General features: G+C 51.2%; 19 protein-coding genes. 4 read left to right on the top strand and 15 right to left on the bottom strand.

Features of this window, described 5'->3' with window-relative positions:
* The first annotated feature begins 3 nt into the window (after positions 1-3).
* A complete protein-coding gene (locus tag AC0YN4_RS12070) occupies positions 4-948 on the top strand; it encodes an ATP-binding cassette domain-containing protein (protein ID WP_475835885.1) in 945 nt (314 codons plus the stop codon).
* Positions 945-1,709, top strand: a complete 765-nt coding sequence (locus AC0YN4_RS12065) for an ABC transporter permease (RefSeq protein ID WP_475835884.1) — start codon at positions 945-947, stop codon at positions 1,707-1,709. Before AC0YN4_RS12070 ends, AC0YN4_RS12065 begins: the two co-directional genes overlap by 4 nt.
* 54 nt (positions 1,710-1,763) lie before the next feature.
* On the opposite strand, the gene AC0YN4_RS12060 is transcribed toward AC0YN4_RS12065, so the two are convergent.
* The 5 genes from AC0YN4_RS12060 to AC0YN4_RS12040 all read right to left on the bottom strand — a co-directional run bounded on the left by AC0YN4_RS12060 (position 1,764) and on the right by AC0YN4_RS12040 (position 7,879).
* Entirely contained in the window at positions 1,764-2,537 is a 774-nt protein-coding gene (locus AC0YN4_RS12060) for a DeoR/GlpR family DNA-binding transcription regulator (protein ID WP_475781709.1), read from the bottom strand.
* A gap of 86 nt (positions 2,538-2,623) precedes the next feature.
* Positions 2,624-4,096, bottom strand: coding sequence for a rhamnulokinase (locus tag AC0YN4_RS12055; RefSeq protein ID WP_475835883.1), 1,473 nt, complete (start codon positions 4,094-4,096; stop codon positions 2,624-2,626).
* Positions 4,097-4,107: 11 nt separating this feature from the next.
* A complete protein-coding gene (gene rhaA, locus AC0YN4_RS12050; RefSeq protein WP_475835882.1) occupies positions 4,108-5,400 on the bottom strand; it encodes an L-rhamnose isomerase in 1,293 nt (430 codons plus the stop codon).
* Between the two features lie 20 nt (positions 5,401-5,420).
* On the bottom strand, positions 5,421-5,792 hold the full coding sequence (locus tag AC0YN4_RS12045) for a sensory rhodopsin transducer (protein ID WP_475781706.1): 372 nt from the start codon (positions 5,790-5,792) through the stop codon (positions 5,421-5,423).
* 17 nt (positions 5,793-5,809) lie between these two features.
* Complete coding sequence (locus AC0YN4_RS12040) at positions 5,810-7,879, bottom strand: bifunctional aldolase/short-chain dehydrogenase (RefSeq protein WP_475835881.1); 2,070 nt, start codon at positions 7,877-7,879, stop codon at positions 5,810-5,812.
* 626 nt (positions 7,880-8,505) lie between these two features.
* Between AC0YN4_RS12040 and AC0YN4_RS12035 the strand changes: the two genes are divergently transcribed.
* Both AC0YN4_RS12035 and AC0YN4_RS12030 read left to right on the top strand, forming a co-directional pair.
* On the top strand, positions 8,506-10,611 hold the full coding sequence (locus AC0YN4_RS12035; RefSeq protein WP_475781704.1) for a Sip1-related alpha-galactosidase: 2,106 nt from the start codon (positions 8,506-8,508) through the stop codon (positions 10,609-10,611).
* A 170-nt stretch (positions 10,612-10,781) separates the two neighbouring features.
* Positions 10,782-11,474 (top strand): hypothetical protein, encoded by a 693-nt coding sequence (locus AC0YN4_RS12030; protein ID WP_475835880.1) that lies wholly within the window; start codon positions 10,782-10,784, stop codon positions 11,472-11,474.
* 746 nt (positions 11,475-12,220) lie between these two features.
* Here the strand turns inward: AC0YN4_RS12030 and AC0YN4_RS12025 are convergent.
* The 10 genes from AC0YN4_RS12025 to AC0YN4_RS11980 all read right to left on the bottom strand — a co-directional run bounded on the left by AC0YN4_RS12025 (position 12,221) and on the right by AC0YN4_RS11980 (position 24,169).
* Complete coding sequence (locus AC0YN4_RS12025; RefSeq protein ID WP_475835879.1) at positions 12,221-12,988, bottom strand: alpha/beta hydrolase; 768 nt, start codon at positions 12,986-12,988, stop codon at positions 12,221-12,223.
* A gap of 44 nt (positions 12,989-13,032) precedes the next feature.
* Positions 13,033-13,872 carry a ChbG/HpnK family deacetylase gene (locus AC0YN4_RS12020; RefSeq protein WP_475835878.1) on the bottom strand — a complete coding sequence of 280 codons (840 nt, stop codon included), beginning with the start codon at positions 13,870-13,872 and terminating at the stop codon, positions 13,033-13,035.
* Between the two features lie 26 nt (positions 13,873-13,898).
* Complete coding sequence (locus AC0YN4_RS12015; protein ID WP_090981468.1) at positions 13,899-14,783, bottom strand: carbohydrate ABC transporter permease; 885 nt, start codon at positions 14,781-14,783, stop codon at positions 13,899-13,901.
* 24 nt (positions 14,784-14,807) lie between these two features.
* Positions 14,808-15,707 (bottom strand): ABC transporter permease, encoded by a 900-nt coding sequence (locus AC0YN4_RS12010; RefSeq protein WP_475781700.1) that lies wholly within the window; start codon positions 15,705-15,707, stop codon positions 14,808-14,810.
* A gap of 88 nt (positions 15,708-15,795) precedes the next feature.
* The gene (locus AC0YN4_RS12005) at positions 15,796-17,490 is read right to left on the bottom strand and encodes an extracellular solute-binding protein (RefSeq protein WP_475835877.1); all 1,695 of its coding nucleotides are present in this window, start codon (positions 17,488-17,490) and stop codon (positions 15,796-15,798) included.
* Positions 17,491-17,684: 194 nt separating this feature from the next.
* Positions 17,685-19,070, bottom strand: a complete 1,386-nt coding sequence (locus AC0YN4_RS12000) for a response regulator (protein ID WP_475835876.1) — start codon at positions 19,068-19,070, stop codon at positions 17,685-17,687.
* Positions 19,063-20,829 (bottom strand): sensor histidine kinase, encoded by a 1,767-nt coding sequence (locus AC0YN4_RS11995; RefSeq protein WP_475781697.1) that lies wholly within the window; start codon positions 20,827-20,829, stop codon positions 19,063-19,065. The genes AC0YN4_RS12000 and AC0YN4_RS11995 overlap by 8 nt, the downstream gene beginning before the upstream one ends.
* A gap of 266 nt (positions 20,830-21,095) precedes the next feature.
* Positions 21,096-22,070, bottom strand: a complete 975-nt coding sequence (locus AC0YN4_RS11990; RefSeq protein WP_475781696.1) for a DMT family transporter — start codon at positions 22,068-22,070, stop codon at positions 21,096-21,098.
* 102 nt (positions 22,071-22,172) lie between these two features.
* Entirely contained in the window at positions 22,173-22,640 is a 468-nt protein-coding gene (locus tag AC0YN4_RS11985) for a GNAT family N-acetyltransferase (protein ID WP_475781695.1), read from the bottom strand.
* Positions 22,637-24,169, bottom strand: a complete 1,533-nt coding sequence (locus AC0YN4_RS11980; protein WP_475781694.1) for an MDR family MFS transporter — start codon at positions 24,167-24,169, stop codon at positions 22,637-22,639. The genes AC0YN4_RS11985 and AC0YN4_RS11980 overlap by 4 nt, the downstream gene beginning before the upstream one ends.
* Positions 24,170-24,225: the final 56 nt, after the last annotated feature.

Raw genomic sequence — 24,225 nt, 5'->3', positions numbered from 1 at the left:
AGCATGCCGACGAACAATCTAACCATCGAGGTTAAGGGCCTCAAGAAGGCTTATAAGAATATAGAAGTGCTGCGAGGCGTGGACTTCACCGTACAGCAAGGTTCAACCTTTGCCCTGCTCGGTTCCAACGGTGCCGGTAAAACCACGATCATCAAAACACTTGCCACCTTGCTTCAGCCTGACAGCGGGCAAGCGAAGATTAATGGCTATGATGTCACCTTGCAGCCGGATCAGGTACGTAAGGATATCAGCCTGACGGGTCAGAGCGTCACCGTCGACTACATTCTGTCCGGCCGCGAGAATCTTCGCATGATGGCCAAACTACGCCATTTACCCAATCCTGACAAACAAGCCGAAGAACTCTTGCGCCGCTTTGACCTGCTGGGTGCCGCCGATCGCCGCATCGCCACTTATTCAGGTGGCATGTGCAGGCGTTTGGATTTGGCCATGAGTTTGCTGGGTAATCCACGGGTTATTTTTCTCGATGAGCCGACCACCGGTCTTGACCCTCAATCCCGCATTGCCATGTGGGAAATCATCAAAGGTCTTGCGAAGTCAGGCGTCACCGTCTTCCTTACTACGCAATATTTAGAAGAGGCCGACCAGCTTGCCGATCAAATCGCCATCTTACATGAAGGCAAAATCGTAGCAAACGGAACTCCCGCAGAGCTTAAAAACTTGCTGCCACGCGGACATTTGGAACTCCGGTTCGACAATGAAACTTCACTATATCAAGCACTTGAGCTATTTGCCGATTACAACGCGGCAGCAGATGAGCACAACCTCACGCTCTCCGTCATCACGGACGGAAGTACGAAGCAAATGCTCAAGCTGCTAACTAAAGCAGCGGATGCGGAAATCGAAATTGCTGAGTTTGCGCAAAAACTACCTACGCTGGAAGATGTATTCCTGACATTCGTCACTGGCGAAAAGGAGCGATCCCTATGAAGCTGATGCATGTGCTGAGCGATACTGCCGTTATGAGCGGACGCGTTATCCGCTACTCCACCCGCAGCATTGATACCATTATTACCGTCCTTGCTATGCCCATTATGATGATGCTGCTCTTCGTTTACGTCTTCGGCGGCGCGATGGACACCGGCGATTTAAGCTATATCAATTACATTGTGCCTGGAATCCTACTCTTCTGTATTGCCAGCGGTGTTGCCTATTCATCGCTCCGCATCAATAACGATCTCACAAAAGGCGTTTTCGAGCGCTTCCACTCCATGCCCATCGCAAAGGCCTCTATTCTTGGTGGTCATGTGATCGCATCCTTAGTGTTTAACTTAATTTCGTTGATTGCGATATTCATCGCTGCCTTCTTGATGGGATTTCGACCTCAAGCAGACTTGCTCGGTTGGGCCTTAGCCATTCTCATTCTAGTGCTCAGCATCCTCGCATTCACATGGATTGCCGTTACCTTCGGCTTGCTTGCCAAAACGTTCGAAGGTGCCGGGGTATTTGCTTACATTCTGATGTTGCTTCTATTCGTCAGCTCGGCGTTTGCCCCAACCGACAGCATGCCTAAGGTTGTTCGCGCATTTGCAGAATACCAGCCCATGACGCCGCTCATCGAAAGCATTCGTTCTCTCTTACTCGGAGGAACGGCCGATAAGACAACACTTGCGGCGGTGTTATGGAGTTCGGCAATCCTTGTTGTGTTCTGCTACTCCGCGTTGAAGGTGTATAAGCGGCGAATGAAATAAAACAAAAAAAGATGACTTCTGATTCGTGAATACATCAGAAGTCATCTTTGCCGTTTACACCGTCTGGACCGAAATTTCTGTACGTTCCGCAAGCTGCAGCCGCGTCTCCTGCGGAAGCCGTTGATCGGTAATGATCCGATCAATATCGCTCATGTCTGCGACATGCGTGAACGCCTGTACGCCGAACTTGCTGGCATCGGCCAGCAAGACAACCTCATCCGCCATACCGATCATTTTCTGCTTGATGCGCGCTTGCAGCTCATTCGACTCGCTAATGCCGCGGTCCAAATGAACGCCTTTGCATGAGAGAAATACTTTATCGACATGGTAAAGGTCGAGCGACCGTTCCGCCAGCGGACCAACAAAAGATAACGAGCGCTGCGCCAGTAAGCCGCCTGTCGAAATCACTTCGATGCGCTCCTTGCTGCTCAGCTCGGTCGCTACTTTAATCGAATTGGTCAGCACCGTCAGTGGAAAATCCGGCAGATACGAAGCCATATACCACGCGGTCGAGCTCGCGTCGAGCAAGATGCGGTCTTTCGGGCGAATGAGCTTCACCGCCTCCTGCGCAATCCGCTTCTTCTCTTCCGCGTGCGTAATTTCCCGCTCCGCATACGGAATTTCCGGCTGTTGCTGCTGCGGCAGATCCTTCACACTGACCGCGCCGCCATGAGAACGGCGAAGCCTGCCTGCCTGCTCAAGCCGGTCCAGGTCGCGGCGGATCGTCTCCTCCGTCACCTGGCACAGCTCGCTAAGCTCCGTTACCCGAATGCTGCCCCGTTCATTTACCAGTCCTACTATTTTCTCATAACGCTCTGCAACCAGCATAGTCATCCTCTTCTCGCGAACTGCTCATATTGCCTGCTACATGAAAGGGCTGCCCGCCTTCAAGCGGCGCAGCCAGCCATCTTAAATTATTTCAGTCCCGTCAAAGCACGGAATTTCTCGTATGCATCTTCCCATAATTGGCGTTCCTGCGGCTCGTACACCACAACAGGGAATGACTCCCGGATCACCTTACGCGCTTCCCAAATATCAGAGAGCTCGCCTTGCGCAATCCACTGCACGACTAGGTTGCCAAGTGCGCTGCCTTCAACCGGACCGGCCCAAACCGGCTTGCCGATCGCATTCGCCGACCACTGGCACAGAAGTACATTCTGAATACCGCCGCCAACCATGTGCAAACCGCTGAACGATTTGCCAGACAGCCGCTCTGTTAATTCAAGCACATAACGGTATTTCAGTGCAAGACTTTCCAGAATACAGCGAACGATAGCGCCCGGTGTTGCCGGTGCTGTCTGCCCCGTTGACACGCAATATTGACGAATGCGCGCTGGCATATCGCCTGCATGAAGGAACATCGGATCATCCGGCTCGATGAGAGCACCGAACGCCGGCGCTTTCTCCGCCATCGCGATCAGCTCAGGGAAGCTGTACGATTGACCTTCACGCTCCCAAGCTCTGCGGCTTTCCTGCAAAATCCACAGCCCCATAATGTTCTTGAGCAGACGGTATGTACCGTACACGCCGCCTTCATTCGTGAAATTCAGCTCCTGCGCGAGATCATTAATAATCGGCTGATCGATCTCCGTCCCCATTAGCGACCAAGTGCCACAGCTTAGGTAGGCAAAATCCCGCTCCAGCGCCGGTACCGCCGCAACCGCAGAACCCGTGTCGTGTTCGGCTGCAGCATACACCGGAACTGCGCCGATGCCAAGCTCTTCCATAAGCGAAGACCGCAATTGACCCACTCGTGCACCAGGCTGAACAACGTCGCCGAACAGCGAAGGCGAGATTCCAATCGCTTCAAGCAGCGGCTGGTCCCAGCGTCCTTCTAGCGGGTTATACAGCTGCGTCGTTGTCGCATTGGAGAATTCATTATGCATCTCGCCGGTCAAGAAGTAACGAAGCAGATCCGGAATCATCAGGAAACGTTCTGCACCTTCAAGAAGCGGAGAGTTCGCTTCCTTCAGCGCCGCAAGCTGGTAAATCGTATTGAACGGCAGAAACTGAATCCCTGTCCGGCCGAAAATCATCTCCGTCGTCAGACGCGCCATCGTGCGCTCCATAACACCATCGGTATGATGATCGCGATAGTGGTACGGATTGCCAAGCAGCTCGCCGCCTCGACCGATAAGTCCGAAGTCGACCGCCCAGGAATCGATGGCGAGACTTGCCGGCGTTTCGCCGGCATGCTTCGCCTTTAGCAGTCCCTGTTTAATCTCGTGAAACAAACGGAGAATATCCCATTGCAAACGGTCGCCAACGCCGACCGGGTCATTGCCGAATCGGTGGAGTTCCTCCACCTCAATGATGCGATTATTCAATCGGCCTAGCAGCGCTCTTCCGCTGCTGGCTCCAAGGTCATAAGCCAGAATGCTTGGCAAGCTGCATCCTCCTATACGTTAGATTCTGCTGCTTCGACCGGTTCTTTGCCACGTTGCAGCAGCACTGATTGCTCGTAAGCTTTCACTTCGGCAAGCCATGCTTCGCGCACAGGCACGCCGTTCTTCTCGCAGTAGTAATCCCAAACTGCGCCGAACGGGTAAGACTTGAATTCCTCTTGCAGCGCAAGGCGAGTCGTATAATCTCCTTCAAGCTCAGCTTGACGCAGCGCTTCAACCGGATCCAGCATTGCTCTCATCAGCGCTTTAATCGTGTTGCGCGTCCCGATAACCCAAGCTGCGACACGGTTAATGCTGGCATCGAAGAAATCAAGTCCGATATGTGTTTTGCCAAGCAGTTCGCCGCGGACAAGCTCACGACCGATATCAATCAGCTCATCGTCCATCGTGACGACATGATCGCTGTCCCAGCGCATTGGGCGGCTGACATGAAGCAGAATACCGTCCGTGAACAACGAAATCGCAGACAGCTTATTCGAAATGACTTCCGTCGGATGGAAATGGCCCGCATCCAGACAGATCAGTTTATTGTTCTGCATGCCATAGCCCATATAGAATTCATGCGAACCGACGACATAGGCTTCCGAGCCCAAGCCGAACAGTTTGCTTTCCACTGCATCCAGGTTATGAGCAGGGTTCAACTCTTCCTCGAATACTTGATCCAGCGCATCCTTGAGCCGTTTACGCGGCGCCAAACGATCCGCTGGCGTATCCTTGAAGCCGTCCGGAATCCATACGTTCGTGACGCAGGTTTGGCCTAGCTGCTCGCCGAAATACGCGCCGATCTTACGGGATGCTTTGCAGTGGTCGATCCAGAATTGACGAATTTCCGGATCCGGATGGCTCAGCGTGAAGCCGTCCTTCGACTTCTCGTGGGAGAAGCAGGTTGGGTTGAAATCAAGGCCAAGGCCTTGCTCCTTCGCCCAATCGACCCATTTCTGAAAATGCTTCGGTTCGATTTTGTCCAGCTCAACTTGCTCGTTAGTATCTACATATATTGCATGCAGATTAAGCTTGTGCTTACCCGGAATCAGGGAGAACGCCAGCTCCAAATCTGCGCGAAGCTCTTCCGGCGTACCGGCAGCCCCAGGATAATTACCGGTAACGGAGATCCCTCCGGTCAGCGCTTGGCCTTTATTCAGGAAGCCGCGTACATCGTCTCCCTGCCAGCAGTGCATTGATATTTTAATTTGAGCCAGCTGCTCAAGTGCCGCATCCACATCAATACCATGACGTGCATACAGCGCTTTGGCTGCCTCATAATTGGCTTGAATTGTTTGGTCCATCTCACATGCTCCTTTTATCGTTATTTGAGAGGATGAGCTACGACTGACATTAATGCATTCTCCGCCTGGGTTGCATCCAAACGGCTGTATTGCACGATAATCGGAATATCGCTCAATACCTCAATCGCATAAGGAACGCCGACCGGAATGAACTCTCCGGCTGACGACAGAGTAGAGGTACGGATATGTTTGGTTCGTCTGCCTGGTACGACAACAAGAATGTTCTCGATCGGATTGCGATCCTCGAAGAAAATAGTCATCCGAATGAGTGCGTCTTCGGAAGCACAATTGAGCACACATACCGATTCATGGCTTTCAAGTGAACCTTTACTCGTTGGAGGAATATAACCGTCCGGAATAATCCAGTGTTTCTCGCCTCTTGCTTGATACATGCCCGCACCAACCTCTCTTATCGTGTGAATGCTGCCGGCACGCCGCCGTCGATCGTCAACATACAACCCGTTGTTTTATCAGCCTTGGACGATGCGAAGAATGCAACGCCTTCAGCGATATCGCGCGGGTAGATGTTAACAAGCAGCGTCGTCCGTTTACGGTAGTACTCTTCCAGTTGATCCGGCTCGATACCGTAAGCGGCTGCCCGCTCGTTGCGCCAGCTGCCGTTCCAGATCGTAGAACCCTGCAGAATCGCATCCGGCAAAATCGTATTGCAGCGAATGCCGAACTCCCCGCCTTCTGCTGCCACGCAGCGTGCCAAGTGGGCCTCGAGTGCTTTGGCCGAACTGTACGCCGATGCGCTCTTGCCCGCATATACGGAGTTTTTCGATCCGATGAATACCATGTTGCCGCCGATTGCTTGCTCTTTCATCAACTTGAACGCTTCACGAGCCACAAGGAAGTAACCTGTGCCAAGCACGTTCATGTTCAGGTTCCATTCTTTCAAGGAAGTCTGGTCAAAAGGACTCGATGTTGCAAGACCTGCGTTGTTCACGATAATGTCGATACCGCCGTAAGTAAGAGCTGTTTCGGCAATAGCAGCCATAACCGCTTCTTCGCTTGTTACGTCCATTTTCACAGCAGCCGCACGGCCTTCGCCGAACTTCCCGTTAATTTCGCCGGCTACTCGCTCCGCACCTTCCAAATTCAGGTCAGCAAGCACAACATGCGCACCTTCGGAAACGAGGCGGCGAGCCGTTTCGCTGCCGATACCGCCGGCACCGCCGGTAATGAACGCCACTTTGCGGGAAAATTCCGCTTCTGCAGGAGCAAGCGATAATTTGTACAGCTCAAGCGGCCAGTACTCCACGTTGTAGGACTCGTTCTCGCTTAGGGAGACGAAATCGCCAAGCGCTGTTGCGCCGCGCATAACCGCAATGGCACGGTGGTAGAGTGCGCCGCTTACTTTGGAGTTGGACCAGCTCTTGCCTGTATTAATCATGCCGATTCCCGGGATCAGAATAACGCGCGGCGCAGCTTCGAACATCACGTCGCCTTCATTCTTATTCCGCTCGTAATAGGCTTCATATTGTTTCTTATACGCAGCGATGCTTTCTTTCAGAATCGCTTTCAAGCCATCGATGTCATCTACGTTCGGCGTCCAATCGATGAACAATGGAACAACCTTCGTGTGAACGAGGTGATCCGGGCATGCTGCACCGACTTGGGACAGCTCAGGGGATTTCGCGCCGCCAACGAATGCCAGTACATCGTCTGCATCGTCGAATGTCAGAATCATTTTCTTCGCATCGCTTACTGCGCCGCGAATCGTTGGCATCACTTGTGCAGCGATGCTTCTGCGCAGATCTGCTTCTAGCGCTGCGTGTTTCACGCCGCCGAACAGTTTCGCTTCATTGACACGAGCTTCGATGAAGTCTTCCGCTTCTGTGATGATTTTGATCGTTTGCTCGTACGCTTCCTCGGACGTTTCGCCCCAAGTGACAAGACCGTGTTTCTCCATGAGCACGAGCTCTGCTTTAGGGTTCGAAAGCACGCCTTGCGCGATCATTTTGGAAAGGGTGAAGCCTGGGCGTACATAAGGGACCCATACGAAACGGTCGCCGAAAATTTCTTTGGCCAGCTCTTTGCCGTTATCTGCGCAGCACAGGCTGATGATGGAATCCGGATGAGTATGATCCACATGTTTGAATGGAAGGAATGCATGCAGCAGCGTTTCAATAGAAGCGCGCGGGTGTTTGCTGTCGATCATGCAATGTGCGAGGTAGCCGACCATTTCTTCGTCGGACATCTCGTCGCGCTCGAACAGCGGACGGATATCCTCCAAGCGCAGACCTGTGAAGTTGCCTGCTTTCATCGTAGCAAGGTCAGATCCGCTTCCTTTCACATACATCACTTCAATGTCACGACCGCGGAAATCCTGAACCGTCGTCTTGCTCGACGTGTTGCCGCCGCCCCAGTTGCATACACGGCGATCCGTACCGATGATATTAGAACGATAAACCAACTGCGCAAGTCCGCCTTGCAGTTCCGATGCTTTCTCTTGCTCCCACAAACTTTGTACCATTGTGAATACCTCCGAATGAGTTTGATATATGATGTTGAAAATAGTTTAACATGTTTGTTTGTTTTTGAATACAGAAATTCAAAGAAAAACAAAAAGAGCTCAGAATGAGCAGCGAAAGTGAATCTTCGCTGTGTTTCCGAGCTAGCTTATCGTGCTGAGGTTGCTTCCCAGGTAGATTTCCTGGTGTACTTCATGGGCTCGAATCAAGCGAAAGAGTAGCTCCCAGGGCAACACATTCACCGATTCGCTACCTGCAGATCCCTTGGTACCCTTCTTTCGCTCAATTCGCTGAATTTTCTACCATGTAGATACCCTGGTACGTTTCATGCGTTCATTTCGGCGAATTTGCTACCATGTAGACACCTTGGTTCGCTTCTTTCGCTCATTTCGCCGGGAATCGTGACGGTCATGCCATCCTTCACACCGGCTTACTTCACCGACTGAGCCCCGATCGTGAAAGGCTCACACCGCGCCGATTCAATAATTCATCCCATTGCAACTACAGACGATTTTCCACCTTTGCAAGACCTATTTCCCTCCTAGCATGCAGGGCATTTAAGTTATGATTACAGTTGTACTCTGCTCGATTAGCAGAGCACGATTGAAGCGGCAAAGGGGATTGACAGATGAAACCACAGCATTTATTTAACCAATATGGACTTAAAGTTACTTATGAGAATGGCGATACCCCTAGTTACGAAACGGCGGGCTGGGTGAAAGGTGATGGTGGTCAAGACGAACTTGGCCGCTACGAAACGCATCTATTGCCTTTTCATGATGCGGAAGAAACAAGCCATCTGACACTTGAGCTTCGTTGTTATGCACACACCGTGAGCGCGTATATGTCCGTTCAATTAAAGCAGGATGTGTTCGGTGTCACGCATGCTTTGGCGGCGGATAACGGCATCTTGCTGTCGGTCGGCGAGCCTGTCGGCACCTTGGAAGGTGTGCTGGCCCACTATAATGCGTACAAATGGTGGTGGACCAGACCTTATATGGCGAAGAGCACAGCTGCGCTCCCCGAGAAAACGCAAGCGCTGCTCTGGAAAGCGAACGACCGCTATACCCAGCTGTTCCCGCAATGCTCGAATGTGTTCAAAACAACGCTGCGCGGTGACGGTGAGGGGCTGCAGTTTGTTATTTCTCCGCTGCTTCGCGGAGTAAGGACGGGTCGCGAGCTGCTGTTTGTTTTGCACGAAGGCGCTAGTGCTTATGATGTGGTTGAGAAAGCCGCAGAGGCCGTATTCCTCGCTCGGAAAGAACCGATTCGCCTGCGCGAGTCGAAGCGGTATCCGGAGGTTTTCGAATATTTGGGATGGTGCACATGGGATGCGTTCTACCATGATGTCTCGCAGAAGGGTATTGAAGATAAAGCCGCGGAGCTGAAAGCTAAACAGGTTCCTGTCAAATGGGTGATGATCGATGACGGCTGGTCACCGGTACGCGAGAAAGCGCTCGTATCGTTTCAGGAAGACCGCTCGAAGTTTCCGGATGGACTTGCCGGTACGGTAAGCAAGCTTAAGAATGAGTACGGCGTCAATTGGGTCGGTGTATGGCACGCGTTTACGGGTTATTGGCATGGCGTTGATCCGGAGGGCGAGATTGCCCTTAAACATCGTGACCTGCTGCAGGCCGACACTGCAGGGCGTCTCGTACCGAGCACGGATGCGAAGAGTGGCTTCGGCTTCTGGAAGCAATGGCATAGCTGGTTGGCTGGGCAAGGCATCGATATGCTGAAGGTCGACAGCCAGAGCTCTTTGATCGAATTTGTCAAAGGCCAGCAGCCTCTTGGACAAGCGGCGAAAGGATTGCATGAAGCGTTGGAAGCTTCGGCATCGCTCTATTTTGACGGTCGGTTGATTAACTGCATGGGCATGGCACAGGAGAATGTTTGGAGCCGCGTCAACTCCGCGATTTCGCGCAACAGCGACGATTTCTATCCAGCCAAACCAGAATGGTTCCGTGAGCATGCGCTCCAGAACGCCTACAATTCGTTCTATCACAGCACGCTGTACTGGGGCGATTGGGATATCTGGTGGACTTCCCACGAAGATAGCCTTGCTCATGCCGTTCTCCGCGCGATTAGCGGCGGCCCGGTTTATGTCAGCGACAAAGTCGGCGAAACCGATGCTGACGTGCTTCGCCCGCTTATTCTGTCGGATGGCCGCGTGCTTCGTACCGACAAACCAGGCGTGCCGACAGAGGATGTGCTGCTGGTGAACCCTGTCGAAACAGCGGTGCCGCTCAAAATCATGAGCCGCTCCGGCGACAGCGGCTTGCTCGCTGCGTTCCACATTCATGCGGAAGCCGCGCCGCTCGAAGGCGAGTTCCGTTTGAGTGACATAGACGGACTGGAGGCTGACGCCGAGTATGCCGTTTACGACTACTTCGGCCGCAGCGCTTCGTTGCTGGACGAGTCGGGGGGTTATGGCTTCACCGTTGAACGCGGAAAGCCGCAGCTGTTTAGTGTTGCACCTTATCGCAATGGTTTTGCAAGCTTCGGCCTAATCGATAAGTACGTTTCGGCAGCAACCGTCAAATGGATGCTCGCTCAACCGGATCGTGCAACCGTGCTGCTTCACGAAGGCGGCGTATACGGTTTTGCGGCGAAGTCCGCACCATTATGTGCGTCCGTAAATGGAAAAGCGGTTGAGATTCAATTCGAGAACGGCTGCTATTTGATAGCTTGCGATTCGGTGGCAAAAGTGCATATCGAAATTAAGTGGACATAGACAAAATCAAAACCGGCATATTATTTCTCCGTTAGGTTACAGTAATCCAACCTAGACGAAATGGACTTGAAGGCGTTAAAATGCAATAGATGGCGAAGAACGCCCCGAGAAACATCCTTTAAGGATGTCTCGGGGCGTTTTCATTTTTATTTCTGGAGGAGGATGTCTAAATGGCATTGCACGGATTCAACGAAGCCCATAAGAAATGGTTGACTCGTCACCTCAGTTTAAGATCAGGAGAACGCAAAGGTCGATTGGAACGCGGTCATGCACATGGGGAAGTTTTGTTCGCTCGCAGTATCTGGTGGGAGCTGCAAGGAAGCTTGGAACATCTGCATCCTGAGTTCGAAATCGAGGATTGGCGCGGCAGACCATGGTTTGCGGACTTCGCATTTTTGCCTCCGGGCGGTTATCTTAAACTGCTCATCGAGGTCAAAAGCTTTTCATCCCATGCCCGGGATATGGACCGTTTCAAGTTCAGCGGCAATTGCAATCGAGAGATTTATGTGCAAGCGATCGGCTATCGATTGATCTCCATTCCGTATGACGATATAGAAAGAAATCCTGAATTAATTATTAGTCTGCTGCGACTTTATCTGAATCAATTCCTGCCTAATGCACAGATCGTCAGTCGATCTCTCATAACCGAAAAGGAGGTTATGCGTTTTGCGCTTGTGCTAGGGAAACCCGTCAAACCAATCGATATTTCAAGACACCTCGCTATCAATTACCGCACGACACTACGCCATATTCGTGAATTGGTCTCCAAAGGTAAACTTCGTCCAGTCATCTCGGGCAAAGGTACCAAAGTGTTAGGGTACGAAATCACACCTACTGCACGACTCGACGTTAACATGCACTAAGTACAATACATTCTCTCTATTCATGCCTCTGATGACGTGTGAAGTGTATGGAGTACAAGTCAAATCAATATTTTTAGGAAATACATCTGGTTTTCAGTAGTTCAATTGTATTGGTTACACGTTAGCTACATACTTTGCCACAAATCCTCCGTTTGAAGTGTAGTTTTTACATCTCAATGTATGTCGAGAGGAACCGGGAGGAGTCAAGCGAACTCGGAAAAGGTGGTGTGAGGAACCGGCGTGTATCAGGCGTGCTCGGTATGGTGTTGTGGGAATCTGGCGTGTGGCGGGCGCGCTCGATATGGTGGTGTGGGAATCTGGCGTGTGGCGGGCGCGCTAGATATGGTGGTGTGGGAATCTGGCGTGTGGCGGGCGTGCTCGGTATGGTAGTGTGGGAATCTGGCGTGTGGCGGGCGTGCTCGGTATGGTGGTGTGGGAATCTGGCGTGTGGCGGGCGCGCTCGATATGGTGGTGTGGGAATCTGGCGTGTGGCGGACGTGCTCGGTATGGTGGTGTGGGAATCTGGCGTGTGGCGGGCGTGCTCGGTATGGTGGTTTGGGAATCTGGCGTGTGGCGGGCGTGCTCGGTATGGTGGTTTGGGAATCTGGCGTGTGGCGGGCGCGCTCGATATGGTGGTGTGGAAATCTGGCGTGTGGCGGGCGCGCTCGGTGAGTGCGTGCTGGTATAACAAGGCGCATATACAAAAATCCCGTCTTCGGCACTCCGGGAGACGGGATTCAATTCCTTTATTTCAGCACAGCATCCTTCTTCGCAGCGCCGGTAAGAAATTCAAGCACACGAGGCAGCTTCATGTTCCAGTAGCCCCACTCGTGCAGGCCTGGTTCTTCCTCATACGTAAGCTCAACGCCCAGCGCCTGCAAGTGCTTCAGGAAGCGGATATTGTCAGCATAGAGGAAGTCTTCCGTTCCGCAGCATTGATACAGCGCAGGAAGCTCTTTGCCCGATCGTGCCGCGACATTCGCGAGGTGGAACAAGTCGTCCTTGTGCTCCTTCGTGGCTGCCACGTCACCGAAAATATCAGTGAACTCACTTCCTTCAAACAAGTTCTCGATCGCGCGGATATCCAGCGCGCCGGAGAAGCTTGCTGCAGCAGCGTAACGATCCGGATGTGCCAGCGCCAATTTCATTGCGCCGTAACCGCCCATCGATAGGCCAGCTGCAAAGGTATCTTCTCTGCGGTCCGAAATCGGGAACATCGCTTTGACGATCTTCGGAAGCTCCTCGCTTACATAGGTCCAGTACTTTGCGCCATGCGCCATATCCGAGTAGAAGCTGCGGTGCACGTTCGGCATGACGACGAACATGCGGTATTTCGAAAGCTGGTACTCTAGCGTCGTTTGGCGAAGCCACGTATTCTCGTTATCACTTAACCCATGGAGCATGTACAGCACCGGCAGCTTCTCGCCCGGCTGCACATCCTGCGGCATCACGATAGATACCGATGAGGTCATCCCCAATACGCTTGAAAAAAAATCCATATGAATGACTGCCATCGTTCATTCTCCTCCTGTAGCTGCAATAGAATCCGCAATCGTTTCTATAGGACTTGCGCCTCGTCATAGCGAAGCAATCGAACGCCACCGCTCCTCACGGCTTCGAGCACACGCGAATCCGTAAACATCAAACGCTCCCAGTGACGATCTTGCGCAACCTTCGTACCCGGATAATCCGAGTTTCCCCAGCTCCGAGTCTCTTCATCGTCATAGCCGGGATGGCCGACGATCAAATACTGCCCCGGCGCGGCAAGCTTCAGCCTAGCGACAAACTGATCCACCGGATCACCCACACTCGCTCTCGCACTCACTTCCGCATTCGTCCCCGCTCCAACTTCCGCAGCTCCGCCAAGCTCCGGCAATCTGCCCGTAAACGGTCGATGACTGATAAGCCCCTCCTGCAAGCACCATGCATCAAAAGCCGCATCGAGCCCTTTGACCGCCCACTCGAAGAACATATGCGAATCGGCATATGTAATTTCGAACCCGGCAGCACGCAGCTTGTCCAGCTGCGCCTTCATCTCGCTCAAGATCTGCTCGACATCCGGCTGCGCGGCAAGCCACAGCCCCGGATGCTGCTTGAAATAGCCATCCGCATCAACAAGTGTGGGCACTTGCGATGCCGGAAGCAGCGGCTTCCAGCGGAATGTCTCCCATTCCGCATTCATTGTAGCATGAAGACCGAAGCAGGTGCTTCGGTCTCCGGCAAACAAAGCCGCCGCATGATCAAGCGCGGCGCCTGTTGCCATCACGGAGACGTTGCGCACGATGCCGTGCTTCACGCTCTCCGCGATCGCCAGGTTATGCGACTCGCAATTTCCGCAGTCGTCGGCTCTCGTAATTAATGATACCGGACTGTTCGTACTGTTCGTACCGTTCGTCATGAAAAGATCCTCGCTTCACATTGGATTTATTCTTTGACAGAACCCATCGTTATCCCCGTGATGAAATAGCGCTGAAGCAGCGGATAAATAATGAGAATCGGCAGCATCGTTACGGCGATTTTGGCCGAGTTAAGCGTTTCGCTCGAGACTTTCGTAAGCTGACTTACGTTCTCCGTGGTGATTTTCGTCGGATCGATGGTAACAACGACCTGCTGTAAATACGTTTGCAGCGGAATTAAGTTGCTCTTCGTGACGTAGATCATCGCAGAGAAGTACTCATTCCATGTGGTAACGACGTTGAATAGCGTAATGGTCGCAAGTACAGGCAACGAGAGCGGCAAGTAAATGAGTACCAGCTTCCGCCATGCGCCTGCTCCGTCCATGCCAGCCGATTCGTCCAGTTCCTTCGGCAGGTTGCGGAAGAAGTTCATCACCAGAATAGCGTTGTACACGTTAACCAGACCCGGCAGAATCAGAACCCAGAAGTTGTTCATCATCCCGAGGGATTTGATTGTCAGGTACGTCGGTACGAGGCCGCCGTTAAACATCATGACGAAAACGAATACCCACATATAGACGTTCCGCGATTTAAATTGTCTGGTTTCACGCGATAGCGGGTATGACATCAGCACAGTGACAAGCAAGCTAAATCCAGTATAAGTGACGGTACGTTTCACCGAAACCCAGAAAGAGAGGAAGAATTGCTTATCCGTAAACACTTTTTGATAGGAGCTGATATCAAAGCCCTTCGGCCATAGAAAAACTTGTCCAGCCATTGCGAAGGAAGCTTTACTCAGCGACAATGCCAGCGTATGAATAATAGGCGCAACGGACAGAAGAGATACGACTACCATGAAAAGCAGCAGAAATACATCAAATGACCGCGAACCGAGCGTTTTATTTTGAACCATACCATTTCACCTCGCTTGTATACACTAGAAGATACGATAATTAGCAAATCGATAAGCCATCGTATAAGTAAGAATAACCAGGATGAAGCTCACGACGGAATTAAGCAGTCCGATCGCGGTTGCCATCTCGTATTGGGCGGACATCAGCCCCGAGCGGTACACATACGTATCAATAATATCGCCGGATTCCATGACCAATACGTTGTACATGTTGAAGACTTGGTCGAAGCCCGCATTAAGCACACCATTAAGGCTCAGCGTAGCAAGCAGCGCGATCGTCATCGCAATACCCGGCAATGTAATATTCATTAGTTTCTGGAAACGTCCTGCTCCGTCAATTTCAGCCGCTTCATAGAGCGAAGGGTTGATGTTAGTGAGGGCAGCTAAGTAGATGATGGTAGAGAAACCAAACTCTTTCCATACGTTAGAAGAGACGATGATCGTGCGGAACCATTCATTGCTCCCAAGGAACATTTGCGGTTCGAAGCCAAACCAGCTGTGCAGCACCCAGTTCACAGGACCGCTAAGGGAAAGTACATCTTTGAGAATACCTGCAACGACTACCCAAGACAGGAAATGGGGCAGATACACGATGGTTTGAACGGTACGTTTAAACCATCGAAGTCTAATTTCATTGAGCATAAGCGCGAATACGACTGGCACAATAATGAGGGTGATGATTTTACCGAACGAAATAATCAAGGTGTTGCGCAGAATCGTGGCACTTTCCGGATTGTCGAGCACGAAGAGAAAATGCTTGAAGCCTGCCCATGGCGAGCCCCAGATGCCTTTAGTAGGCACAAAATCTTTGAATGCCAATACGATACCTGACATCGGATAGATTTGAAAAATCAAGACCAATGCGAGTGCCGGCAACAGCATGATATGAAAATGTATGGATTCCTTCTGCCACAGCTTTGCCATCTCTATAATCCTCCCATCACGCTTAGGAAACGAAAGGCGTTAACCGTTAGGATTAACGCCTTTCCTTCTCCATCAGCTTGAACTAACCTTAATGCGTTTTTGTATACTCTGCGTTTACTTCTTCCGTGATCTTCTCGCCGCCCAGCTTGTTCCACTGCGTTACGAAGCTGTCGAACTCCGAAATATCTTTCTTGCCCATGATGATTTCGAGGAACACTTTCGTTTGCAGGTCAGTAAGCGTCGTGTTGCTTTGCTCCATTGTTGGCGTTGTGCCAGTGAATTCGTTGAATACGTTGTTCAGCTTGTTATGCGATACTACGCCGTTACCTTCCATCCAAGCCAGGAACGTCTTGTAGTTGTTTAGATCTTTCTTCGGATTGTCTTTCTCGGATTTCACTTGATCGAAGATTGGTTTCTCTGCGATATCAAGAATACCTTCTTGTGCTGAACCTGCGAAAATCTCATCGAATTTCTTAACGGTACGAGCTGTTGTATCCGGGAATGCAGGGGAAATTTGTGCGTTCAGACCCCATTGGTTTCTAGTCGAATCGCTTGCTTTGTAGATGCCTGTTGTTTCAAGCTCAAGCAGCTCAGGAATTTTCTTCGTCGAGTTTGCTTTCATCGTGTTCATGATCTTAACAGCAAGTTCCGGGTGTTTGAAGCCTTTCTTAACAACCATGAAGGAATTGGAGTAGAACTCGTTACCTACGTTAACATGGTCGCCTGTCAGGATCGGATAGGCTTTCCACTCGCCTTTAGGATTGTTGTCGATTGCACCGCCGATTGGCCAGTACGGGTTCCACCACATGCCCATCATCATTCCAGCGCGGTCGCTAACTAGGAATTCAGCTGTTTTGTTACCGTCGCGAAGCGCGAATTCGCTGTCGATCGAGCCGTCTTTGTACATTTGCGCCAGTTTGCCAAGCGCTGTTTTCATTTCAGGCGTTGTCGAGCCGTACACGAGCTTACCGGAAGCGTCTTTGACCCACATGTTCGGGAATGCATTCTCTGCCCATACGAAACCAGTCAAAGTGAACGGATCGTTGTTGAACAATTGAGCGCCTTGTACAGCAAGTCCAAGCGTATCTGCTTTACCGTTGCCGTCCGGATCTTGTTCTTTGAACGCTTTGGCTACAGCCATCAGTTCATCCGTTGTTGTAGGAGCTTTCAATTGCAGCTTGTCCAGCCAATCTTGGCGGATCCAAACCATTTGAGCGTTGTTCATATCGTTTACGCTTGGCAAGCCGTACAGCTTACCGTCGAAGGATGCGTTCTCAAGCGCTTTGTTGTCAACCGACGCGTTAACTTCTTTAACCGCATCGCTTGCATATTGCTCGTAAACCGTTGTCAGGTCTTCAAGCATGCCTGCATCGTACATACGTTTCAGAAGCGTTTTTGCAGGCGTCTTGTCGATGTTCTCCACAACGAAGATGTCCGGCAGATCGTTACTTGCAATCATGAGGTTGAATTTATTGGAGTATGCCGATCCATTCGCTTCCCAAAGCGGAGTGGATTTCACGTTAAGCGATGTTTCCAGGTAGGACTTGTATTTATTGTTCTCGAAGGACTCGCCTTCAGGGAACTTCTTAGCTGCTTCCGGGTTGTTGTTCACGATTGTCGTAAACGCAACGGTTTCTGCATATTTGCCAAACGGATCCGCTTTCTCTACTGGTGTGTTAGCCGGTGCTTCCGCCTGTGTGTTGTTCTCGTTATTGGAGTTTGCGGTCTCGTTTGTTTTATCTCCGCAAGCGGTTACAACAAGCATTAATGCTACTGCTGACAACAATGCTGCCTTTTTCAATGCTACCCCTTCTTTCGGCTGTTTAATGTTATTTGGTACATGTCCATCATACCGCCGCATCAAGCCGAATCGTGAGAGAATCGGGACTTATGCATGGGAGAAGAACGTCTGCCCATCGAACTTAGCTGTCGACGCCAGACGACTTTTTTCTCACCTGCATTCGTTTTTTTTCTACCTTACCGCCGCAGCTGGCGCTCTCTGAACTCTGATGGCACCATGCCGGTTTGCAGCCGGAATATCTTGCTGAAGTACTTCTCATCCTGGAAGCCTGTCTTCTCCGCGATCCAATAGATCGGCATATCCGCATGCTGCACCAGCATTTGCTTGGCATTCTCCAGCCGCGCCTCTTTCACTGCCTCATGAAAGGACTTTCCGATGATTTCTTTGAAAATCGTACTAAAATAGCTCTGGCTGAGATTCACTTTGGCGGACAACTCGGTACGATTGGCGCTTTCGCCCGAATCCGTATGCAGCATCTCGAGTGCACGCATGATCGCGATAAAGACGTCATTCGAGAACCCGCGGCTTCTGGCATATTGCGCGATGCTGCTTGACGCCTGCTCATACCAGCGCTGCCATTCGAACAGCCTGGTGAAAGCCGCTGTCGCCGCGCGCCAATTCGGCCATAGCCGGTTGTTAACGGCCAGCAAGTCCCACGCTGCTGCCAATTCCTCGAACATCGCCACGACGCTGCGATAGGAAGGCTTGCTATCGCGAATGGACAGCATCAATTCTTCGAGCTCCTTCTTATCGAACATCCAGCGCTGATTGCGCCATGTTTGCCGGATCTCGGAAGATACATCCATAGTGCTCGGCTTCTCTCCCGTTAACTCCGTAAGCGAAACGATATATTCATCGTTTGCATACGACTCGTAAAACATGCGTTCCTTGAGCATCGGAAGCCAATCGGAGGTTCTCGGCTTGTCCGGCCAATTCGTTACGCGTGCGTAACAAGGCTTGTCCGCTTCTCCGTCATGTTCAATCCGAGAGAGCAGCGCATCGATTTCCGAGCTGGTTTTGCCCGGAACCATCCAGATCGACTCTTGAATTTGAACGGCGCCTTCTAATCCTTCAGGACGTGCTTGCGGCGTCCCCCGCTCCGGGACCATAATGACCAGTGATTGACGGGAATCAGGCTGCTTCGCCTGCTCGCCCGCTTCAGCCTGTCCGCCTTGTGCTTGCTCGGCCACGATTCGCTCCGAAATACGCAGCAGCATTTCTTCGAGCACGTTGTCGGCAATATCGGTCTTGACCACGTAATCAATGGCGCCTAAACGCATCGCATCCTGCAAGAAATGAAAATCCTGATGGCAAGTCAATACAACGGTACGTACCGCCGGGTGACGCTCCTTTACAATGCGCATCAGTTCAAAACCATCCATGATAGGCATCGTCAAATCGGTCAATAGCAGGTCAATCGGCACTTTGTCAATAATATCGAGCGCACTTTCCCCATTGTCCGCTTCGGCGACAATTTCAAACCCGCACTCCTTCCACGGAACGGTAAATACGAGGCCTTTGCGTACCAAATGCTCATCGTCTACGATCAATGTCCTAATCATCCCACACCTCCTTCACTGTAATTGGCAGCAGCAGCCTCATTTCCGTACCGACTCCGATTTCACTTTTCACTTCCAGTCCGTACGGATCACCGTAATACATTCTCACAATATTATTGACAAAGCTCAGCCCAATACCAAGTCCGACCTTGCGACGGCTAGCTTCATTAGAGGACTGAAACAGCGACTCGATGACGTCCTGCGACATCCCTTCCCCATTGTCTTTAACACTAATGAACAGATGGTCTTCATTCGCCTTGCTTACGCTTACGACAATAGTGCCGTCCTTCTGCTTGAAACCGTGATACAGGGCATTCTCGACAATCGGCTGCAAAATAAATCGGGGCATCTCAATCTTGCTTGTTCCCTCTTCCACTTCGATCTCCACATTGAAGTTATGATTGTACCTGATTTGCTGCAGCTCCATATAGTCTTTGACTGTCTGGATTTCATCTCCGACGGTGACGATTTTGCCTTCCTTGCCCAAATTGTAATTGAGCACGCGCGTGAAAATCATCAGCAGCCGGACGATCTCGTCCTGACCGTTAATCCGAGCAAGCCACTGCGCCGTATTGAGCGTGTTATGGATAAAATGTGGATTCATCTGGTACATCAGCTTCTCGACTTCAAGCTGTCTTTTACGTGCTTCCTTCTGCTCGATTTCCGACATCAGACCGCGAATGCGCTGACGCATTTCATAGAAGTGGTAAAGTAGTTCATCAAACTCCTTGATATGAAGGGAAACCGCCGGTTCATGGAACCGATTCTCGCCAAGCATCTTGAACTGCTTGCGAATGCGCTGCAGCGGGCCATAAATCATGCTCCAGATTATCCAACCGATGGCTAACCCGATTACGAGCGAGAGAATACCGACGGCTGCGAAGCGTTTCAGCCAAGTATTCATCTCTTTATGGTAGTCATTGCGGTCAATCACAACAGCAACTTTGATGCCGTACGTGCTTTCGTTCTCGAAGAAGACGAATTTATCTCCCATTCGCTCTTTAATGGATGTGATATCGGCGCCAGGCGGGAACTCGGTATCTTCCTGACTGTTATAGATAATGCGTCCCTTCGCATCGATCATCAAATGCCGGACAGGCATCCCGTAAGGGTCATTATTGAACAAGCTCGTAATCGCGGAGACGTTCGTCTCGATGTAAACAAAGATCGGCACGTTGTTCTTCTCGCCGGAGCTGGACTCCGTTTGCCGCATAATGGAGAAGACGGAATTGCGGCTGTTCGTATATAACGTTCGATGCGGCCCATGAATCGTATAATTGCTCGTATTCTGATTGATTTTCGCAAAGTCGTCAATGTTTAGCTTGGGGTTGATATATAGATTCTCGAACAGGAATTCCCTCGTTTCGGGCAAGTAATACGTCGTTAAGCCAAGCAGAGGATTCGTGTAATTAATCAGCGAGATGTAATTCTCAATTTCGTCCGCCAGCTCTTTGCGATCAAGCGGATCAGGTGTAGTGAGAAAGCTCTTCAGGTCTTTGCCGACCTTCCCTTCGAAAGCCAGCTGGCGCGAGGAATAATCCAAGTTGCTCAAGATGGACTCAATTCCTTTGCGCTCCTGCTCCAAGCTTTTCTCGACCCCTTTCTCCACCTTGTTCTGAAGCAAATTGTAGATGCCAAAGAATGAGATGAGTCCAATCAAGATCAGCGGAATAATAACGGACAGCGTCAGCATGGCCAGCAGTCGGTGTTTCAGTGTGTAAGGCAGTAGATCGAGCATGCGTTTCGAACTTCGAAATGCCATAATGTCCTCCTTCTTGCTTCTATGAGGTTAAGTTGAAGCGTTAGTACAGAAAGCATGAAAACCTCCATGCACGCAAAGCATCAGCTTTACGAACAAGGAGGTGAGGATGAGCGTATGGTTGACCGGCTCTGCCATGGCTGCTTGAAGGAGCTCCTGATGCTTCAACTATTTTACATCTAGTTCATGCATAGAACAACTCCGGCAGCTTCGGTAATGAAAGTATTTGCAGGTGAGAGCGCATTTATGCTCGCGTTCTTCGGTTTGATCTAGTTCAAGGTGCTTCCGGCTTTCTGCTTCACGGTTCCGGCTCCGGCTCTTGTTCTGGTTCTGGCCGGCAGGCTGATGCCGATCAGTCCCGCGAACATCAGGCAAGCGCCAACGAGTTGACCGGAATAGACCGGTTCTTGGAAGAACAACACGCCGGACAAAGCTGCCGCGAGCGGCGTCAAATACCGATAGAAGCTTGCCGTTGCTGCGCCGATCTGAGGCATAACTTTGTTCCACAGCAGGAAGCAGATGATCGTAATGACGAAAATATTGCAAGCCAGCGCCCCGATCGTTGACCAGCTCATGCCCGTCCAATCGGTTGCTCCCCAAGCTTTGGTTGTAAAAGGCAGCATAAACAACGTACCGAAGCTGAACATCCACGTGGTCATGCGCAGCGCCGTATATTTCTTGAGCACCGGAATACAAGCAGCAGAATAGAAACCGCCGCAGATGCTTACGGCGAAAGCGAGCAAATTGCCCAGCAGCAAATCAGAATCAAGGGAGAAGCTTCCTCCGGCCAATATGACCAGAATGACACCCAGCATGGATACCAAACCGTACCCGATCAGCGATCGCCTAATTCGCTCTTTCGTAAAGATCGGTGCAAAGATCGCAGCGAAGATCGGCCAAGGTGCAATGCTGAGAATAGAAGAATTCGCAAGCGTCGTATAGTCGATGGATACCACAACGAAGCTCTCCAGCATCGTGGTGCCAATCAGTCCGAGGGCAATGAACTTCCACAGATCTGCCGGACTTATGCCTACGCTCCCTTCCTTCCACCGGAGAAGTCCGAACATGAGGATAGCGGACACGCCGAAACGCAGCACTAAGAATAACATCGGATCGAGCGACTCCAAGCCCACCCGAACGACAGCGTAATTAAGTCCCCACAGAAATGCGATAATGCCAAGTAGAAAGTATGCACTTACGCCTTGTTTTGCAAGCGGAGCATGTGCCGCCTTTGAAGGTTTCAACCGCTTCATCTCTCCCGTCGCCAATAGTCCCACTTATTGTAAGTCATCCTTTGCTCCCCTGCCAATGTCAAAAGCAAAGAGGAGATTGCCGGCTGTAACAGCTCAGCAATCTCCTCTTCTGACGAACTCCGTTATGAATAATTCCGGTGCCGCTTCCACATCTCGAACGGCCTCGAAGCCGAGCTTCGCGTACAGCCGCTTCGCCGGCGTATTCGCGGCTCCCGTTGCTACGATGAATGAGTCAGCCTGGTTCCGAAAGGAATCCAGTATAAACTGTACCAGCCTTTCGCCGATTCCTCTGCGGAAATAATCCGGATGGACAATGAGTCGATGGATATCCACTATGCTTCCATCCTCTTCCAATTTGTAGGAAATCGCTCCGGCCAATTCACCTTCAACGTAACAGCCGAAGAAGGTTTCTTGGCATTTCCCAAGCTTCTCAATCGTGTCATGAAGACCGGGAATTCCATCGAAGCCGATAAGTTCGGCCTCGATCCGGTAAGAAGGCAGCTGAACATCCAGCAGCTGCTCTGCAACAGATGGATCCGTGAGATCAAGCTGCTTTATCATATCGTCGCTTCCATCACGCTTTCTTTGGCCCCTGCTTCGTCATCCTTCTTCGTCACCAGTATTTCCTTCTTCAAGAACCAGCAGATCAGGAAGGATACAATCGCGAGCACGAATGAGATCCAGTAAAGGTGTGTAAAAGCGTCTGCGAAGACGATTTTGATTTGTTCAAGCAGCGTAGGATCGATACCTTCAGGAATCGCGCCCGTCGAGATATCGCCCAGCTTCGCCGCTTGATCGGCCGTCATGGAACCAGCCAAGCCTTTCAAACCGGACGTGACGTTAGCTGCGAGTACGGAGCCGAACAAGCTGAATCCGATCGTCATACCGATGGATTGGAAGAGCGTGACGGAAGATAGCGCAATACCACTGTGCTCTTTCTCAACCGATTCCTGTACGATCAGCTGATTGCCGAACAAGGTACCGAAACCAAGTCCGAGAATGATGAAGTAAATGACGAAAATATAAATTGGCGTATCTACATGTGTTGTCGACAGCAGATAGAATCCGATAACCGGAAGAATAAACGAAATCCCATAGATATTGCGGTAAGGAACTTTGGTCATCAACCGACCCGCAACTACACTTGCCGCTATTGCGCCCACCATCAGTGGAAGCGTCAGGTAGCCTGCCGCTGTAGGCGTCAGTCCGAGCACATTTTGCGCAAAGAATGGGAACGAAGAAAGTGCACCCATTACAGCGAGAATGAAGACGAATACGAGCGATGACAGCACAACGAAATTACGGTTTTTGAAGAGATGAAGCGGCAAGATCGGCTCCTTCGCCTTGGATTCCACGAAGACGAACAATACAAGCAGAACCAATCCGACTGCCATGAGGCCGAGCATTACAGGCTCTGTCCACCCATAGCCTTCTGTCTGATGCAGCACCGGTGTCAGAAGCAGACTGACTAACGCGGCAACAAGAATAATCGCCCCGAACCAATCGACACTCACTTTGCGCTCCACCCTGGTCTCCTGGAGCCCCATCGATAATATGATCGCAGCCAGAATTCCGACCGGAATATTCACGAGGAAGATCCAGTGCCATGAAATATGCTGGGCAAAATAGCCGCCGACGAGCGGTCCGAGCAGCTGCGGTATAAACATGACAGCTCCGAATATCCCTTGAATCTTGGCCCTTTGTTCGACCGGGAACGTATCGCCGAAGATGACCATCGCAAGCGGCATAAGTCCCCCTGCGCCAATCCCTTGAATGCCCCGTCCAATGAGCAGCACCTCCATCGACGGTGCCAAACCGCTAATAATGGAGCCTCCAATGAATAAGCCCATACTAAGCAAGTAAATCTTCTTGCGACCGTACAAATCGGCCAGCTTGCCGAGTACAGCCATAAAGGAAGTCATGGCGAGCATATAGACGCCGCCAACCCAGCCATACAGCGCTAAACCGCCCAGATCACGGATAATCGTGGGCATCGCCGTCGAAACAACCGTTTCGTCAAGCTCTGCGAAGATGACCCCGATCATCAACCCGATCAAAATCAATGTTTTATTGCTTTCTTTCTGCTTCAAGCCGTTAAGCCCCCTTTTCTTGATGTCCTTGTGTCATAATAAAGCATCTTTGTGAA

It is taken from the genome of Paenibacillus sp. J22R3 (assembly GCF_056269305.1).
Note: the sequence above shows the minus strand (reverse complement) of the source record. Positions and strands in the feature narration are given on the sequence as shown.